Below are 15,452 nucleotides of genomic sequence, written 5' to 3'. Positions count from 1 at the left end.
CTAGTCATTGTCGTCCACGGGCTTTACCCGGTATCGGTTGAAGAACAGGCTTGTCCACAGCCGTATCCCATAATGCCTGACGATGGAATGCCGTGATCTCATGAAACGCAAGAACATCCTCTTCATCATGGCCGACCAGATGGCCGCGCCGCTGCTGCCGATCTACGCAGCGTCACCGATCCGCATGCCCCACCTGAGCCGCCTGGCCGCCGAGGCCGTGGTCTTCGATTCCGCCTACTGCAACAGCCCGCTGTGCGCGCCGTCGCGCTTCACCCTGGTCAGCGGCCAGTTGCCGAGCAAGATCGGCGCCTACGACAACGCCGCCGATTTCCCGGCCGACATTCCCACCTACGCCCATTACCTGCGCCGCCTCGGCTACCGCACGGCGCTGTCGGGCAAGATGCACTTCTGCGGCCCGGACCAGTTGCACGGCTATGAGGAACGCCTGACCAGCGACATCTACCCGGCCGACTACGGCTGGGCGGTGAACTGGGATGCGCCGGACGAGCGCCCGAGCTGGTACCACAACATGTCCTCGGTGCTGCAGGCCGGCCCTTGCGTGCGCACCAACCAGCTGGATTTCGACGAAGAGGTGGTGTTCAAGGCCCGCCAGTACCTCTACGACCATGTTCGCGAGGGCGGCGAGCGGCCGTTCTGCCTTACCGTGTCGATGACCCACCCCCACGATCCGTACACCATTCCCAAGGCGTTCTGGGATCTCTACAGCGACGACGAAATCCCGACGCCACGGGTGCCCTTCGCCCAGCACGAGCTGGACCCGCATTCCCGGCGCCTGCTCAAGGTCTACGACCTGTGGGACAAGCCGCTGCCTGTGGATAAGGTCCGCGACGCCCGCCGCGCCTACTTCGGCGCATGCAGCTACATCGACGACAACATCGGCAAGCTGCTGCAGACCCTGGAAGAAACCCACCTCGCCGAAGACACCCTCATCGTCTTCTCCGGCGACCACGGCGACATGCTTGGCGAGCGCGGGCTCTGGTACAAGATGCACTGGTTCGAGATGTCTGCCCGGGTGCCGCTGCTGGTCCACGCACCGGGGCAGTTCGCGGCGAAACGGGTCGCCGCCTCGGTGTCCACCTGCGACCTGCTGCCGACCCTGGTGGAACTGGCCGGCGGCACGCTCGAAGCCGACCTGCCGCTGGACGGCCGCTCGCTGCTCGGCCACCTGAACGGAGAGGGCGGGCATGACGAGGTGATCGGCGAGTACATGGCCGAAGGCACCATCAGCCCGCTGATGATGATTCGCCGCGGCGCGTACAAGTTCATCTACAGCGAGGACGATCCCTGCCTGCTCTACGATGTCGAGGCCGACCCGCAGGAACTCGACAACCTCGCCGAGCGTCCACGGCATGCCGAACTGGTCGCGGTCCTGCTCGCCGAGTGCCGCCAGCGCTGGAACATCCCGCTGTTGCGCGAACAGGTGCTCGCCAGCCAGCGCCGTCGCCGCTTCGTCGCCGGGGCGCTGGCCACCGGCACGCTGAAGAGCTGGGACCACCAGCCCATGGTCGATGCCAGCCAGCAGTACATGCGCAACCACATCGATCTCGACGATCTCGAACGCAAGGCACGTTATCCACAACCAGGCCGTTAACCATCCGAGGACGGAGCATGAAAGGGTTATCCACACGCGTTGCTGCTGTTGTATTTACCCTCGTTGCCGGCGCCGTGCAGGCCGACGACAACAAGTGCGATACGGTGAAAATGGCCGATCCGGGCTGGAGCGACATCGCCGCCACCAACGCGGTCGCGCGCTTCCTGCTGGAAGGCGCGGGCTACCAGGCCAAGGTCGACGCGCTGGCCGTGCCGATCATCTACGGCGGCCTCAAGGACGGCCTGGTGGACGCCTTCCTCGGCAACTGGATGCCGGCGCAACAGGGCTTCCACGACAAGTTCGTCGCCAGCGGCGAGGTCGACAGCCTGGCGCGTAACCTCCAGGGCACCGAGTTCACCCTGGCCGTGCCGGAGTACGTGTGGGAATCGGGGATCAAGGATTTCGCCGACCTGCAAAAGCGTGCCGGCGAATTCGACAAGAAGATCTACGGCATCGGCTCGGGCGCCCCGGCCAACCTGTCGTTGCAGTCGATCATCGACAAGAACGACTTCAACCTCGGCGGCTGGAAGCTGGTGGAGTCCAGCGAGCAGGCGATGCTGGCCCAGGTGCAGCGGGCGGTGAAACGTGACAAGCCGATCGTATTCCTCGGCTGGACCCCGCACCCGATGAACGTGCAGTTGAAGATGCGCTACCTCACCGGCGGCGAGCAGTGGTTCGGCAGCAGCGGCAGCGTCCACACCCTGACCCGCAAGGGTTATGCACAGGCCTGTCCGAACCCGGCGAAGCTGCTGGCCAATCTGAATTTCACCCTGGACATGGAAAACACCATCATGGCCAACGTTGTGGATAACAAGGTCAGCTACGACGAAGCGGCCAAGGCCTGGATCCGCGCCAACCCCGGCGTGCTGGAGGGCTGGTTGCAAGGGGTGACCACCCGCGACGGCGGCGATGCCCTGGCGGCGGTGAAAGCCAGACTCTGAACGCATCCGGCTTGCAGCCACAAGCCGGAGCCGCCACCCTGACAGGCTTCCACCGGAGATAGAACGCGCCCATGGCCTGGCCCGACCGCCACCGACTATTGCCTTTTCTGCGCTGGCTGCCCCAGCAGACGCGCGGCAGCGTACGCCGCGACCTGCTGGTGGGCCTCAGCGGCGCGATCCTGGCCCTGCCGCAATCCATCGCCTACGCCCTGATCGCCGGCCTGCCGGCCGAGTACGGGCTGTACGCCGCCATCGTCCCGGTGCTGATCGCCTGCCTGTGGGGTTCGTCCTGGCACCTGATCTGCGGACCGACTGCCGCCATCTCCATCGTCCTCTATGCCGCCGTCAGCCCCATGGCCGTGCCGGGCAGCGGCGACTACGTCACCCTGATCCTCCTGCTGACCTTCCTCGGCGGCGTGTTCCAGTGGCTGCTGGGCATGCTGCGCTTCGGCGCGCTGGTGAACTTCGTCTCCCATTCGGTGGTGCTCGGCTTCACCTGCGGGGCGGCGGTGGTCATCGCCCTCGGCCAGCTACCGAGCCTGATGGGCCTCGACCTGGAGAGCCAGGCCACCGCGTTGAGGACCCTGGAAAGCCTGCTGGCCCACGCCGGCGAGCTCGACTGGCCGTCGCTGCTACTGGGCCTCGGCACGCTGCTCGCCGGCATCACGATCAAGCTGCTGCGCCCGCGTTGGCCGGCCCTGTTGATAAGTCTGCTGGGGGCGACCTTGCTGGTGCTGTTCTGGCCGGCGATGTTCGGCCATGTGGCCCTGGTGCCGGCCTTCACCGGCAAGCTGCCGCCACTGAGCCCGTTGCCGCTGTGGGACCTGGAAATGGTCCTGCGCCTGCTGCCCGGAGCCGTGGCGGTGGGCATGCTCGGGCTGGTCACCAGCCTGTCGATCGCCCGCTCGCTGTCGATCCGCTCCGAACAACTGATCGACGCCAACCAGGAGATCCGTGCCCAGGGCCTGTCGAACATGGTCGGTGCGTGGTTCTCTGGCTATCTGTCGTCGGGCTCATTCACCCGCTCCGGGTTGAGCTACGACGCCGGGGCGCAATCACCCCTGGCCGGAGTGTTCTCCGCCCTGTGGGTGGCGCTGTTCGCCGTGGCCGGCGCGCAGCTCATCGCGCATATCCCGATCCCGGCCATGGCCGGCAGCATCCTGCTGATCTGCTGGGGGCTGGTGGATCACCGGGCAATCCGCGCGCTGTACCGGGTCAGCCGGCCAGAGTTCGTGGTGATGACCCTGACCTTCTGCGCCACCCTGTTGCTGGAATTGCAGACCGCGATCTATGCCGGGGTGCTGGCGTCGCTGTTCTTCTACCTCAAGCGCACCTCGCAGCCGCGGGTGCAGCAGGCACGGGAAGGCGAGGCGGATGTGCTGCGGGTCGGCGGCTCGATCTTCTTCGGCGCCAGCCACTACCTCCAGGTGCGCCTGCAACGCTGCCAGGCGGCGCAGGTGGTGATCGACGCGCGGCAGATCAACTTCATCGACTACTCCGGGGTGGAGATGCTGCACCAGGAAGCGCGGCGCCTACGTCGGCAGGGCGGGGGGCTGACCCTGCGCCGGGCGCGACCGCAGGTGGTGGAGGAATTGCAGAAGCTGGAAGGGGTGGAGAAGTGCCCGATCACGTTCGAGGAGTGATGTCCGGGTGTTGCACATGCGGATTGCCTGTACTGATCTGACAGCGCAGCCTGCCGCTATTTCTGCGGCATGCAGAGGACCTGTGGGAGCGGGTTTACCCGCGATTACGGTAGCGAATTCACCGACGCCATCGTGGCGGTCCGGCGTTCCGGTGAACCCGCTCCTACAGGGTTCTCAGGATCAAGCGCGCGCCAATTGCCTGCGCAACTCCGCCAACACGGGCGCCGTATCCGGGCGCACACCGCGCCAGATGAAGAACGCTTCCGCCGCCTGCTCCGCCAGCATCCCCAACCCGTCCAGCACCTTGCCCGCGCCATGCTCGGCGGCCCAGATGCAGAACGGCGTCGGCTCCTTGCCGTACATCATGTCGTAGCACACCGTCTGGCCCGGGACGATCAGACCTGGGTCGATGGGCGGCAGCTCGCCGGCGAGGCTGGCCGAGGTGGCGTTGATGATCAGGTCCACCGGCTCTTTCAGCCAGTTGAAACCACTGGCGGCCACCGGGCCGAGGTCGGCGAACTCGCGGGCCAGTTGCTCGGCCTTTTCCACGGTGCGGTTGGCGATCACCAGCGACGCCGGACTGTGCGCCAGCAGCGGCTCCAGCACGCCACGCACCGCACCACCGGCACCCAGCAGGAGGATGCGCTTGCCGGTCAGTTCCACCCCGGCATTCACGGTGAGATCACGGACCAGGCCAGCACCATCGGTGTTGTCGCCCTGCAGGCGACCATCGTCCAGACGGGTGAGGGTGTTCACCGCCCCGGCGCGCCGGGCGCGGGGGGTGAGGCTGTCGACCAGGCGGAAGGCTTCTTCCTTGAACGGCACGGTGACGTTGGCGCCCAGGCCCTGCTTGAAGAAGCCCTGGGCGCAGGCGCTGAAGTCGTCCAGCGGGGCCAGCAGGGTGTCGTATTCCAGCTCTTCGCCCGTCTGGGCGGCAAACAGCCGGTGGATCAACGGCGACTTGCTGTGGCCGATCGGATTGCCGAATACAACATACTGGTCCATTCACGCGCTTCCTGGGTCAGACGGGGTGAGCACAATGGGCTCAGTGTACGGCCTTGTCCAGACCGAGCCAGTCGCGATCCTGCAGGAAATACTCGGTCAGGCGCGCTTCGGCACTGCCCGGTTGCGGCTTCCAGTCGTAGCCCCAGCGCACCTGCGGCGGCAGCGACATGAGGATCGACTCGGTACGCCCGCCGGACTGCAGGCCGAACAGGGTGCCGCGGTCGTAGACCAGGTTGAACTCGACGTAGCGGCCACGGCGGAATTCCTGGAATTCACGCTGCTCGGCGGTGTACGCCTCAGCCTTGCGGCGCTGGACGATGGGCAGGTAGGCGTCGATGTAGGCATCGCCGATGGCCCGGATGAAGGCGAAGCAGGTGTCGAAGTCCCAGTCGTTCAGGTCATCGAAGAACAGGCCACCGATACCGCGTGGCTCGCCACGGTGCTTGAGGTGGAAGTAGCGGTCGCACCAGGCCTTGTAGCGCGGGTAGACATCGGCACCGAACGGCGCGCAGGCCTGCTCGGCGACCCGGTGCCAGTGAATGCAGTCTTCCTCGTTGCCGTAGTACGGGGTCAGGTCGAAGCCGCCGCCGAACCACCACACCGCTTCCTCGCCTTCCTTCTCGGCGATGAAGAAACGCACGTTGGCGTGGGAGGTCGGCACGTGGGGGTTGTGCGGGTGGATCACCAGCGACACGCCGAGGGCCTCGAAGCCGCGGCCGGCCAGTTCCGGACGGTGGGCGCTGGCGGACGGCGGCAAGCCGCTGCCGAAGACGTGGGAGAAGTTGACGCCGCCTTTCTCGATGACCTTGCCGTCACCGATCACCCGGGTCCGTCCGCCGCCACCGGCTTCGCGGGTCCAGGCGTCCTCGACGAAACGTGCGCCGCCGTCTTCGTTTTCCAGGGCGGCGCAAATCCGGTCTTGCAGGTCGAGCAGGTAGGCTTTCACGGCCTCGGTGCGGCTAGTCATCAGGTCACCTTGAAGCGGGCTTGGCGGAAAATTCGGCGCACAGCATACCACCGTGCATGTGCCCCCCGGTGTTGACGGCGGTCAAGCAAAAGGCGTCCGATAGACCCTTTCCCCGATGTCCAAGGAGAGTGCAGATGGCCAAGCGTATCCAGTTCAGCCAGCATGGCGGCCCCGAAGTCCTGAGCCTGGTGGAGTTCGAGCCCAAGGCCCCCGCAGCGGGCAATGTCCGCGTGCGCAACCATGCCATCGGGCTGAACTTCATCGACACCTATTTCCGCAGCGGCCTTTATGCGCCGCCAGCGCTGCCGTCGGGCCTGGGCACCGAAGGCGCCGGGGTGGTCGAGGCGGTGGGCGAGGGCGTGACCCGCTTCAAGGTGGGCGACCGCGTGGCCTATGCCGGCGGCCCGCTGGGCGCGTACAGCGAGGTGCATGAACTGCCGGCGGCCAACCTGGTGTCGCTGCCGCAGAGCATCAGTTTCGAGGAAGCGGCGGCGGTGATGCTCAAGGGCCTGACCGTGCAGTACCTGCTGCGCCAGACCTACGACGTGCAGCCGGGCGAGATCATCCTGTTCCATGCGGCGGCGGGTGGGGTCGGGTCGCTGGCCTGCCAGTGGGCCAAGGCCCTGGGTGCGAAGCTGATCGGTACCGTGAGTTCGGCGGAGAAAGCCGAGCGCGCCAAGGCGCTGGGTGCTTGGGCGACCATCGAATACAGCCATGAGGATGTGGCCAAGCGCGTGCTGGAACTGACCGACGGCAAGAAATGCAAGGTGGTGTATGACGGCGTGGGGCAGGACACCTGGCTGACTTCGCTGGACTGCCTGGCGCCGCGCGGGCTGATGGTCAGCTTCGGCAATGCGTCGGGTGCGGTGAGCGGGGTGAACCTGGGGATCCTGGCGCAGAAGGGCTCGCTGTATGTGACCCGGCCAACCCTGGCGAGCTATGCCAATAACGCGGAAAACACCCAGAAGATGGCCGACGAGCTGTTCGCGCTGATTGCCAGCGGCAAGGTCAAGGTGGATATCCAGCAGCGTTATCCACTGGCCGAGGCGGCCAGGGCGCAGACCGAGCTGTCGGCGCGGCGGACGGTGGGGTCGACTGTTCTTATCCCCTGATTTTTGCTTTGGATCTGATGGCCTCATCGCGGGTGAACCCGCTCCTACAGGGATCGTATTGTGGGAGCGGGTTTACCCGCGATGAGGCCATCAGCCACACCGAGAATCAGCCTGCCCGAACGACATCCCCGGTCACCAGGTCGCGAATCACACTCGGATTCTTCCTGCCACCCAGCGCCCCGCCCAGCACCATGTCCAACTGACCATGGAAATACTGTTCCACCCGCAGCCGGCTCTTCGCCGCCGGACGCCCGGCCGGGTTGGCCGAGGTGGACACCAGCGGCCCCACCAGCGAACACAGGTCGCGCACCAGCGGATGATCGCTGACCCGCAGCGCCACGGTGTCGTGCACGCCGGTGATCCATTCCGGCAGCATCCCTTGGTGCGGCACCAGCCAGGTATTCGGCCCCGGCCAGGTGCTGGCCATGCGGTCGAGCCAGAGATCGGGGAAGTCCTCGAAGAGGAAGTCGAACTGGCGGATGTTGTCGGCGATCAGGATCAGGCCCTTGTTCACCGAGCGCGACTTGAGCGCCAGAAGGCGATCCACCGCCTCTTCGTTCCATGGGTCACAGCCCAGGCCCCAGACCGCTTCGGTCGGATAGGCGATCACCGCTCCGGCCCGGATTTCCCGCGCGGCTTGTTGCGCACGCCAACTGTTCACCATTTTCGTTTCACTCCGCTTCAAGGCTGATGCGCAGTTTACTTAGGCAGGGCGGGCAAACCAACGTCCCGCTTGATTGCAGACCAGCCCGTCCAGTTCCAGCTCGGTCAATGCCGCCAGCACCTTGGCCAATGGCTGGCCGCTACTGAGAGCGAGACCTTCGCTGGTCTGCGGTGCGGCGAGCAGCAAGGCGACCAACGGGTGGGCGGGTTTATCCACAGGCACCGGGGAGAGATTCTGCCAGCCGCGCACGCTTTCGAGGATCTGCTCGATGCTCTCCACCAGCAGCGCACCGTCGCGGATCAGCTGGTGGCAGCCCTTGGCCCCGGGATGGTGGATCGAGCCGGGGATGGCGTACACCTCGCGGCCCTGCTCCGCCGCCAGTTTCGCGGTGATCAGCGAACCGCTGGCCAAACTGGCTTCCACCACCAGCACGCCCAGCGAGAGCCCGCTGATGATCCGGTTGCGTCGCGGAAAATTGCCCGGCAATGGACCGGCGCCCAGAGGAAACTCGGAAACCAGCGCGCTGCCCTTCTCCAGCATGCTCCGTGCCAGCGTGCGGTGTCGCTGTGGATAAAGTTTTTCCAGCCCGCTGCCAAGCACGCCGATGGTCGCTCCGCCGGCATCGATCGCGGCCTGGTGCGCGGCACCGTCGATACCCAGGGCAAGACCGCTGGTGATGACGAAACCGGCCTTCGCCAGGCTGCGGGAAAACCCTGCTGCGGTACCCAATGCAGGTGGCGTGGCCCGGCGGCTGCCGATGATCGCCAACTGGGGTTTATCCACAAGCGCAGCGTTGCCGGCCACGAACAGCAGGGGCGGCGGGTCGGGGATTTCGGCGAGCAGGGCCGGGTAGGCGGGGTCGTCCCACATCAGCAAATGCTGGGCGGGATGCTCTAGCCAGCGCATCGCCGCTGTAGCGCCATCCCTCACCGTGGCGCTGCGCCGGGCATCGCAGGCTGCCTGCGGCATCCCCAGCGCCAGCCACGCCGAAGCCGGGGCACTGAGTGCCGCCGAAGCGCTGGCGAATGCCTGGATCAGTTTCTGGAAGCGCTGCGGGCCGATCTCGGGCAACTGCTGCAAACGCAGGCGTGCCTCCAGTTCAGCGGGCGGGCAGGCGGGAAATTCAGCGCAAGACATAAGACCATCCTTGATCTTCAGGTGAGCCTCCACCTTTTAAAACCTGTGGATAACTCTGTTGATAATGCTTTGACAACTCTCATCCGCAGAGCCGTCGACAGCCGGTTTTTCAACCCTAGCCGACCTTTTCACAGGTGCCGAACGCGGCGATTACCTTTATTATGTGCGTTCATGTTTGTCACATCGCACAGTGCAGCTCATACGCCTATGGCCATTCTGAACATCCTCGAATTCCCGGACTCGCGCCTTCGCACCATCGCCAAACCGGTGACGGAAGTCGACGACGCCATCCGCCAGTTGGTGGATGACATGTTCGAAACCATGTACGAAGCCCCCGGCATCGGCCTCGCCGCCACCCAGGTCAACGTGCACAAGCGCGTGGTGGTCATGGACCTCAGCGAAGATCGCAGCGAGCCGCGGGTGTTCATCAACCCCGAGCTGGAAGAGCTGACCCGCGACATGGGCCAGTACCAGGAAGGCTGCCTGTCGGTCCCGGGGTTCTACGAGAACGTCGACCGTCCGCTGCAGGTCCGGGTCAAGGCCCTGGACCGCGACGGCAAACCGTTCGAACTGATCGCCGAAGGCCTGCTCGCCGTGTGCATCCAGCACGAGTGCGACCACCTCAACGGCAAGCTGTTCGTCGACTACCTGTCGAACCTCAAACGCGACCGCATCAAGAAGAAGCTGGAAAAGCAGCACCGCCAGCAAGCTTGATCCCCCTCATTCCAGAAGGCTTGCTCCGGCAAGCCTTTTTCTTTTAAGCGAGAACTGCATGCGCATCGTCTTTGCGGGCACCCCCGAGTTCGCCGCCGAACACCTCAAGGCGCTGCTGGCCAGCCAGCACGAAATCATCGCCGTCTACACCCAACCGGACCGTCCGGCCGGGCGCGGGCAGAAGCTGATGCCGAGCCCGGTCAAGCAGCTGGCTGTGGATAACGGCATCCCGGTGCTGCAACCGCCGACCCTGCGCAACCCCGATGCCCAGGCCGAACTGGCCGCGCTGCAGCCGGATCTGATGGTGGTGGTGGCCTACGGCCTGATCCTGCCGCAGGTGGTGCTGGATATCCCCAGACACGGCTGCATCAACAGCCACGCCTCGCTGCTGCCACGCTGGCGCGGTGCTGCACCTATCCAGCGCGCGGTGCAGGCGGGCGATGCCGAGAGCGGCGTGACCGTAATGCGCATGGAAGCCGGCCTGGATACCGGCCCGATGCTGCTCAAGGTGAGCACGCCGATCAGCGCCGAGGATACCGGCGGCAGCCTGCACGACCGCCTCGCCGAACTCGGCCCGCCGGCGGTGCTGGAAGCCATCGCCGGTCTCGACGCCGGCACCCTGCAAGGCGAAGTGCAGGACGACGCCCTCGCGACTTATGCACACAAGCTGAACAAGGACGAAGCGCGCATCGACTGGAGCCGTCCCGCCGTCGAGCTGGAGCGTCTGGTGCGTGCCTTCAATCCTTGGCCGATCTGCCACAGCACCCTCGGCGGCGAAGCCCTGAAGGTGCTGGCCGCGACCCTCGCCGAAGGCCAGGGCGCGCCGGGTGAAATCGTCTCGGCGAGCAAGGACGGCCTGATCGTCGCTTGCGGCGAAGGCGCGCTGTGCCTGACCCGACTGCAACTGCCCGGCGGCAAGGCGCTGAACTTCAGCGACCTGTTCAACAGCCGCCGCGAGAAATTCACCCCCGGCACGGTGCTCGGCCAATGAACCCGCGTCTGGCCGCCGCCCGTGCCCTGGCCGCCGTGCTCAGCGGCAAGGCCTCGCTGAACAGTTCGCTGCCGACGCAGCTGGACAAGGTCGAAGCCCGCGACCGCGGCCTCACCCAGGACCTCGCCTTCGGCACCGCGCGCTGGCAGCCACGCCTGTCGGCCCTGGCCGAGCGCCTGTTGCAGAAGCCGTTCAAGGCCGCCGACGCCGACGTCCAGGCGCTGCTGCTGGTGGGCCTGTACCAGCTGTTCTACACCCGCGTCCCGGAACACGCCGCCATCGGCGAGACCGTGGGCTGCGCCGACAAGCTGAAGAAACCATGGGCCAAGGGCCTGCTCAATGCCGTGCTGCGCCGCGCCCAGCGCGAGGGCAACGACCTGCTGGCCGAGATGGAACGCGACCCGGTGGTGCGTACCGCCCACCCACGCTGGCTGCAGAAGTCGCTGAAAGCCTTCTGGCCGGAGCAGTGGGAAGCCATCTGCGCCGCCAACAACGCCCATCCGCCGATGATCCTGCGGGTCAACCGCCGCCATCACAGCCGCGAGGCCTACCTCGACCTGCTGCGTGAAGCCGGCATCGAAGCCGCGCCCTGCCAGTTCAGCCGCGACGGCATCCTCCTCGCCGAAGCCTGCGACGTGCGCAACCTGCCAGGCTTCGAGCAGGGCTGGATCAGCGTCCAGGACGAAGCCGCGCAACTGGCCGCCGACCTGCTGGAACTGGCCCCCGGCCAACGCGTGCTCGACGCCTGCTGCGCCCCCGGCGGCAAGACCTGCCACCTGCTGGAAGCCGAGCCGAAGCTGGCCGGCGTGGTCGCCATCGACCTGGAAGCCAAGCGCCTGACCCGGGTGCGCGAGAACCTCGACCGCCTCGGCCTCGACGCCCAGCTGATCGCCTGCGACGCCCGCGATACCGCGAGCTGGTGGGACGGCAAGGGCTTCCAGCGCATCCTTCTCGACGCACCGTGCTCGGCCACCGGCGTCATCCGCCGTCACCCGGACATCAAGCTGACCCGCCAGGCCGACGATATCGCCGCCCTCGCCGGTCTCCAGGGCGAGTTGCTCGACGCCCTGTGGCCGACCCTGGAAGTGGGCGGCATGCTGCTCTACGCCACCTGCTCGACCCTGCCCACGGAAAACACCGAGGTGATCGCGGCCTTCCTCGCCCGCACCCCCGGCGCCCGTGAGCTGGACCTGGCCACCGACGCCGGCATCCGCCAGCCCCACGGTCGCCAACTGCTCGCCCAGGAAGGCGGCCACGACGGTTTCTACTACGCCAAGCTGATCAAGATCGCCGCCGCGCGCGGCTAACAGGAAATAGGGAAGGGGACAGCGGATGAAGATCATCATCCTTGGCGCGGGGCAGGTCGGCGGCACGCTGGCCGAACACCTGGCCAGCGAAGCCAACGACATCACCGTGGTGGACACCGATGGTGACCGTCTGCGTGACCTGGGCGACCGCCTCGACATCCGCACCGTCCAGGGCCGTGGCTCGTTCCCGACCATCCTGCGCCAGGCCGGCGCCGACGATGCCGACATGCTGGTGGCGGTGACCAACAGCGACGAAACCAACATGGTCGCCTGCCAGGTCGCCCACACCCTGTTCCATACCCCGACCAAGATCGCCCGGGTGCGCGAGTCGGCCTACCTGACCCGCGCCGGCCTGTTCGACAACGAAGCCATCCCGGTGGACGTGCTGATCAGCCCGGAACAGGTGGTGACCCATTACATCAAGCGCCTGATCGAACACCCCGGCGCCCTGCAGGTGATCGACTTCGCCGAGGGCAAGGCCCAGCTGGTGGCGGTCAAGGCCTACTACGGCGGGCCGCTGGTGGGTCAGCAACTGCGGCAGATCCGTGCGCACATGCCCAACGTGGATACCCGGGTGGCGGCGATCTTCCGCCGCGACCGGCCGATCCTGCCCCAGGGCGACACGGTGATCGAGGCCGACGACGAAGTCTTCTTCATCGCCGCCAAGGCCCATATCCGTGCGGTGATGGGCGAACTGCGCCGCCTCGACGAGACCAACAAGCGCGTGGTCATCGCCGGTGGCGGGCAGATCGGCGAGCGCCTGGCCGAGGCCATCGAAAGCCGCTACCAGGTGAAGATCATCGAGATGAGCCCGGCGCGCTGCCGCTATCTCTCGGACACCCTCGACAGCACCGTGGTGCTGCAAGGCAGCGCCTCGGACCGCGACCTGCTGCTGGAAGAGAACATCGCCGATGCCGACATCTTCCTGGCCCTGACCAACGACGACGAGGCCAACATCATGTCGTCGCTGCTGGCCAAGCGCCTGGGCGCGCGCAAGGTGATGACCATCATCAACAACCCGGCCTATGTCGACCTGGTCCAGGGTGGCGAGATCGATATCGCCATCAGCCCGCAGCTGGCGACCATCGGCACCCTGCTGGCCCACGTGCGCCGCGGCGATATCGTCAGCGTGCACTCGCTGCGCCGCGGCGCGGCGGAAGCGATCGAAGCCATTGCCCATGGCGACTCGAAGTCGAGCAAGGTGGTGGGCAAGGCCATCGAGGACATCAACCTGCCACCAGGCACCACCATCGGCGCGATCATCCGCGACGAGGAAGTGCTGATCGCCCACGACGACACGGTGATCCAGAGCGGCGACCACGTGATCCTCTTCGTTGTGGATAAAAAGTACATCCGCGATGTGGAGAAGCTGTTCCACGTCGGCCTGACGTTCTTCTGACAGGAGTGGCGTAATGCGCGAATCGCTGGAAAAGATGCTGGCCAAGGGTGTGGATAACGCCCTGTTGCGGTTTGGCCTGGGCAAGTCTTGGCTGGATGAGGGGAATGGTGCGGAGGCGGCGCTGCACCTGGCGCGCTGCGTGGAACTGGACCCTACGTACTCGGCGGCGTGGAAGCTGCTGGGCAAGGCCTGGGTGGCGGCTGGGGATAACCTGGCGGCCCGTCAGGCCTGGGAACAAGGGATTGCAGCGGCGCAGGCCCATGGCGACAAGCAGGCCGAGAAGGAAATGGCGGTGTTTCTGAAGAAGCTGGACAAAGCCGGAAGCTGATTCACCACGGACCCTGTAGGAGCGGGTTCACCGGGACGCCGGACCGCCGCGATTGCGTCGGTGAATCCGCCACCGCAATCGCGGGTGAACCCGCTCCTACAGGGTCCGCGTACTGCCTCTAATACCAGCGAGCTTCCCCTGCCGGGCGCTTCTTGAAGCGCTTCATGCTCCACATGTACTGGCTCGGATAGGCCCGCACATACTTTTCCACAACCTGGCTCATGGCCGCCGCCGACGTCTCGGTATCGGTGCTGTACATCGCTTCCGGCGCCGCTTCGAGGATCACCTTGAAGCCACTGCCATCGGGCAGGCGCAGCGCATGCAGGAACACCCCCACCGCCTTGCCACCGGCCAGCATGTTCGGCACGAACTTGCTGGTCAGCGCCTTCGTCCCGAGGAACGGCACGAAGATCCCCGCCGATTCCGCCGGCTCCGGATCCGCCGGAATGCCCACCTGGCCACCCTTGCGCACCTCCTTGATGATGCTGAGGATGCCTTCCTTGGTCGACGGCGCCACACGGTTGCCCAGTTGCACGCGCTGCTCACGCAGCAGGTCGTCCACCGCCTTCAGCTTCGGCGGGCGGTAGAAGATGATCGGTTTGCACTGGCTGCAATAGAAGTGGTTGAGCACTTCCCAGTTGCCCAGGTGGCTGGTGATGCCGACCACACCCTTGCCCGAGGCCAGCGCATCCTTCAGCACGTCGAGGCCTTCGACCTCGCGCACCAGGTCGATGGAACGCTGCGCCGGCCAGATCCAGGCACAGGCACTTTCGGTGAAGGACTTGCCGATATCCATCAGCGTGCGCCCCACCAGCTTCTCGCGTTCGACCGGGTCCATCTCCGGGAAGCACTTGGCCAGGTTGATGCGCACCACTTCGCGCGAGCTGTTCGGGACTTTCCACATGATCCAGCCGATGGCCGCGCCGACGCGCTGCACCGCGCCCCACGGCAGCTTGGCAAAGAGTCGCAACGCCCCGACCATCAAGGCGCCCTTGAATTTATCCACAGGCAGGTTCCTCCGTTCACAAGCCGGGCATTGTAACCGTCAGCGCAGCAAGGCGGCGTATCGATCGCAATCGGTGGTGTGGTCCATGACCATGCCGGTGGCCTGCATGAAGGCGTAGCAGATGGTCGGGCCGACGAAGGTGAAGCCGGCTTTCTGCAGCGCCTTGCTCATGGCCTTGGCTTCATCGGTGACCGCTGGCACCTGGTCGCGGGCGGTGAAGTGGTTGACCCTGGGCGCACCACCAACGAAGGACCACAGCCAGGTCGCCGGGTCTTCCAGCGCCAGCCAGGCCCGCGCATTGCGCCGTGCGGCATTGAGCTTGAGACGGTTGCGGATGATGCCGGGATCGAGCATGCGCTCTTCGATTTCCTCGTCGCTCATCTGCGCCAGCCGGTGGGGATCGAAGCCGAACATGACCTCGCGATAACGCGCGCGTTTCTTCAACACGGTGATCCACGACAGGCCGGCCTGGAACCCTTCCAGCAGAAGCATCTCAAAGAGCTGCCCCGGGTCGCGCTGCGGCGTTCCCCACTCCTCATCGTGATAAGCCTGGTACAGCGGATCGTCGGTACACCAAAAGCAACGTGGCATAAAGCACCATGGGTAGAGGCCGGGGCGAATCGGGT

General features: G+C 65.9%; 15 protein-coding genes. 9 read left to right on the top strand and 6 right to left on the bottom strand.

What is annotated here, in order from left to right:
• The first annotated feature begins 100 nt into the window (after positions 1-100).
• From betC to V0R59_RS10050, 3 genes are all read left to right on the top strand, one after another.
• Complete coding sequence (gene betC / locus V0R59_RS10060; RefSeq protein WP_330072929.1) at positions 101-1,612, top strand: choline-sulfatase; 1,512 nt, start codon at positions 101-103, stop codon at positions 1,610-1,612.
• A 17-nt stretch (positions 1,613-1,629) separates the two neighbouring features.
• A complete protein-coding gene (gene choX, locus V0R59_RS10055) occupies positions 1,630-2,553 on the top strand; it encodes a choline ABC transporter substrate-binding protein (protein WP_330072928.1) in 924 nt (307 codons plus the stop codon).
• Positions 2,554-2,624: 71 nt separating this feature from the next.
• The gene (locus tag V0R59_RS10050; RefSeq protein WP_330072927.1) at positions 2,625-4,196 is read left to right on the top strand and encodes a SulP family inorganic anion transporter; all 1,572 of its coding nucleotides are present in this window, start codon (positions 2,625-2,627) and stop codon (positions 4,194-4,196) included.
• A gap of 180 nt (positions 4,197-4,376) precedes the next feature.
• Here the strand turns inward: V0R59_RS10050 and aroE are convergent, their stop codons facing one another.
• On the bottom strand, positions 4,377-5,201 hold the full coding sequence (gene aroE / locus V0R59_RS10045; RefSeq protein WP_330072926.1) for a shikimate dehydrogenase: 825 nt from the start codon (positions 5,199-5,201) through the stop codon (positions 4,377-4,379).
• 40 nt (positions 5,202-5,241) lie between these two features.
• Positions 5,242-6,168: an oxygen-dependent coproporphyrinogen oxidase gene (gene hemF, locus V0R59_RS10040; RefSeq protein WP_330072925.1), complete on the bottom strand. Its 927-nt coding sequence runs from the start codon at positions 6,166-6,168 to the stop codon at positions 5,242-5,244.
• Between the two features lie 134 nt (positions 6,169-6,302).
• Here hemF and V0R59_RS10035 point away from each other — a divergent pair, with 134 nt between their 5' ends.
• Entirely contained in the window at positions 6,303-7,280 is a 978-nt protein-coding gene (locus tag V0R59_RS10035) for an NADPH:quinone reductase (RefSeq protein WP_330072924.1), read from the top strand.
• 106 nt (positions 7,281-7,386) lie between these two features.
• Here V0R59_RS10035 and V0R59_RS10030 read toward each other — a convergent pair whose 3' ends face one another.
• A complete protein-coding gene (locus V0R59_RS10030) occupies positions 7,387-7,944 on the bottom strand; it encodes an L-threonylcarbamoyladenylate synthase (RefSeq protein WP_330072923.1) in 558 nt (185 codons plus the stop codon).
• A gap of 39 nt (positions 7,945-7,983) precedes the next feature.
• Positions 7,984-9,081: a DNA-processing protein DprA gene (gene dprA / locus V0R59_RS10025; protein WP_330072922.1), complete on the bottom strand. Its 1,098-nt coding sequence runs from the start codon at positions 9,079-9,081 to the stop codon at positions 7,984-7,986.
• A gap of 207 nt (positions 9,082-9,288) precedes the next feature.
• Between dprA and def the strand changes: the two genes are divergently transcribed.
• From def to V0R59_RS10000, 5 genes are read left to right on the top strand one after another with little or no spacing between them, the layout of a single operon-like run.
• Entirely contained in the window at positions 9,289-9,795 is a 507-nt protein-coding gene (gene def, locus V0R59_RS10020) for a peptide deformylase (protein WP_330072921.1), read from the top strand.
• A 58-nt stretch (positions 9,796-9,853) separates the two neighbouring features.
• Positions 9,854-10,786 carry a methionyl-tRNA formyltransferase gene (fmt, locus tag V0R59_RS10015; protein WP_330072920.1) on the top strand — a complete coding sequence of 311 codons (933 nt, stop codon included), beginning with the start codon at positions 9,854-9,856 and terminating at the stop codon, positions 10,784-10,786.
• On the top strand, positions 10,783-12,093 hold the full coding sequence (gene rsmB / locus V0R59_RS10010; protein WP_330072919.1) for a 16S rRNA (cytosine(967)-C(5))-methyltransferase RsmB: 1,311 nt from the start codon (positions 10,783-10,785) through the stop codon (positions 12,091-12,093). Before fmt ends, rsmB begins: the two co-directional genes overlap by 4 nt.
• A gap of 25 nt (positions 12,094-12,118) precedes the next feature.
• Complete coding sequence (trkA, locus tag V0R59_RS10005) at positions 12,119-13,492, top strand: Trk system potassium transporter TrkA (protein WP_330072918.1); 1,374 nt, start codon at positions 12,119-12,121, stop codon at positions 13,490-13,492.
• Between the two features lie 13 nt (positions 13,493-13,505).
• Positions 13,506-13,820, top strand: a complete 315-nt coding sequence (locus tag V0R59_RS10000; protein WP_330072917.1) for a hypothetical protein — start codon at positions 13,506-13,508, stop codon at positions 13,818-13,820.
• 118 nt (positions 13,821-13,938) lie between these two features.
• Here the strand turns inward: V0R59_RS10000 and V0R59_RS09995 are convergent, their stop codons facing one another.
• Together V0R59_RS09995 and V0R59_RS09990 are read right to left on the bottom strand one after the other, a co-directional pair.
• Positions 13,939-14,826, bottom strand: coding sequence for a lysophospholipid acyltransferase (locus V0R59_RS09995; protein ID WP_330072916.1), 888 nt, complete (start codon positions 14,824-14,826; stop codon positions 13,939-13,941).
• Positions 14,827-14,865: 39 nt separating this feature from the next.
• Positions 14,866-15,417, bottom strand: a complete 552-nt coding sequence (locus tag V0R59_RS09990) for a DNA-3-methyladenine glycosylase I (protein ID WP_330072915.1) — start codon at positions 15,415-15,417, stop codon at positions 14,866-14,868.
• Positions 15,418-15,452 lie beyond the last annotated feature (35 nt).

It is taken from the genome of Pseudomonas ulcerans (assembly GCF_036324125.1).
Classification (GTDB): Bacteria; Pseudomonadota; Gammaproteobacteria; order Pseudomonadales; family Pseudomonadaceae; genus Aquipseudomonas; species Aquipseudomonas ulcerans.
This window is presented reverse-complemented; position numbering and strand designations above follow the sequence as displayed.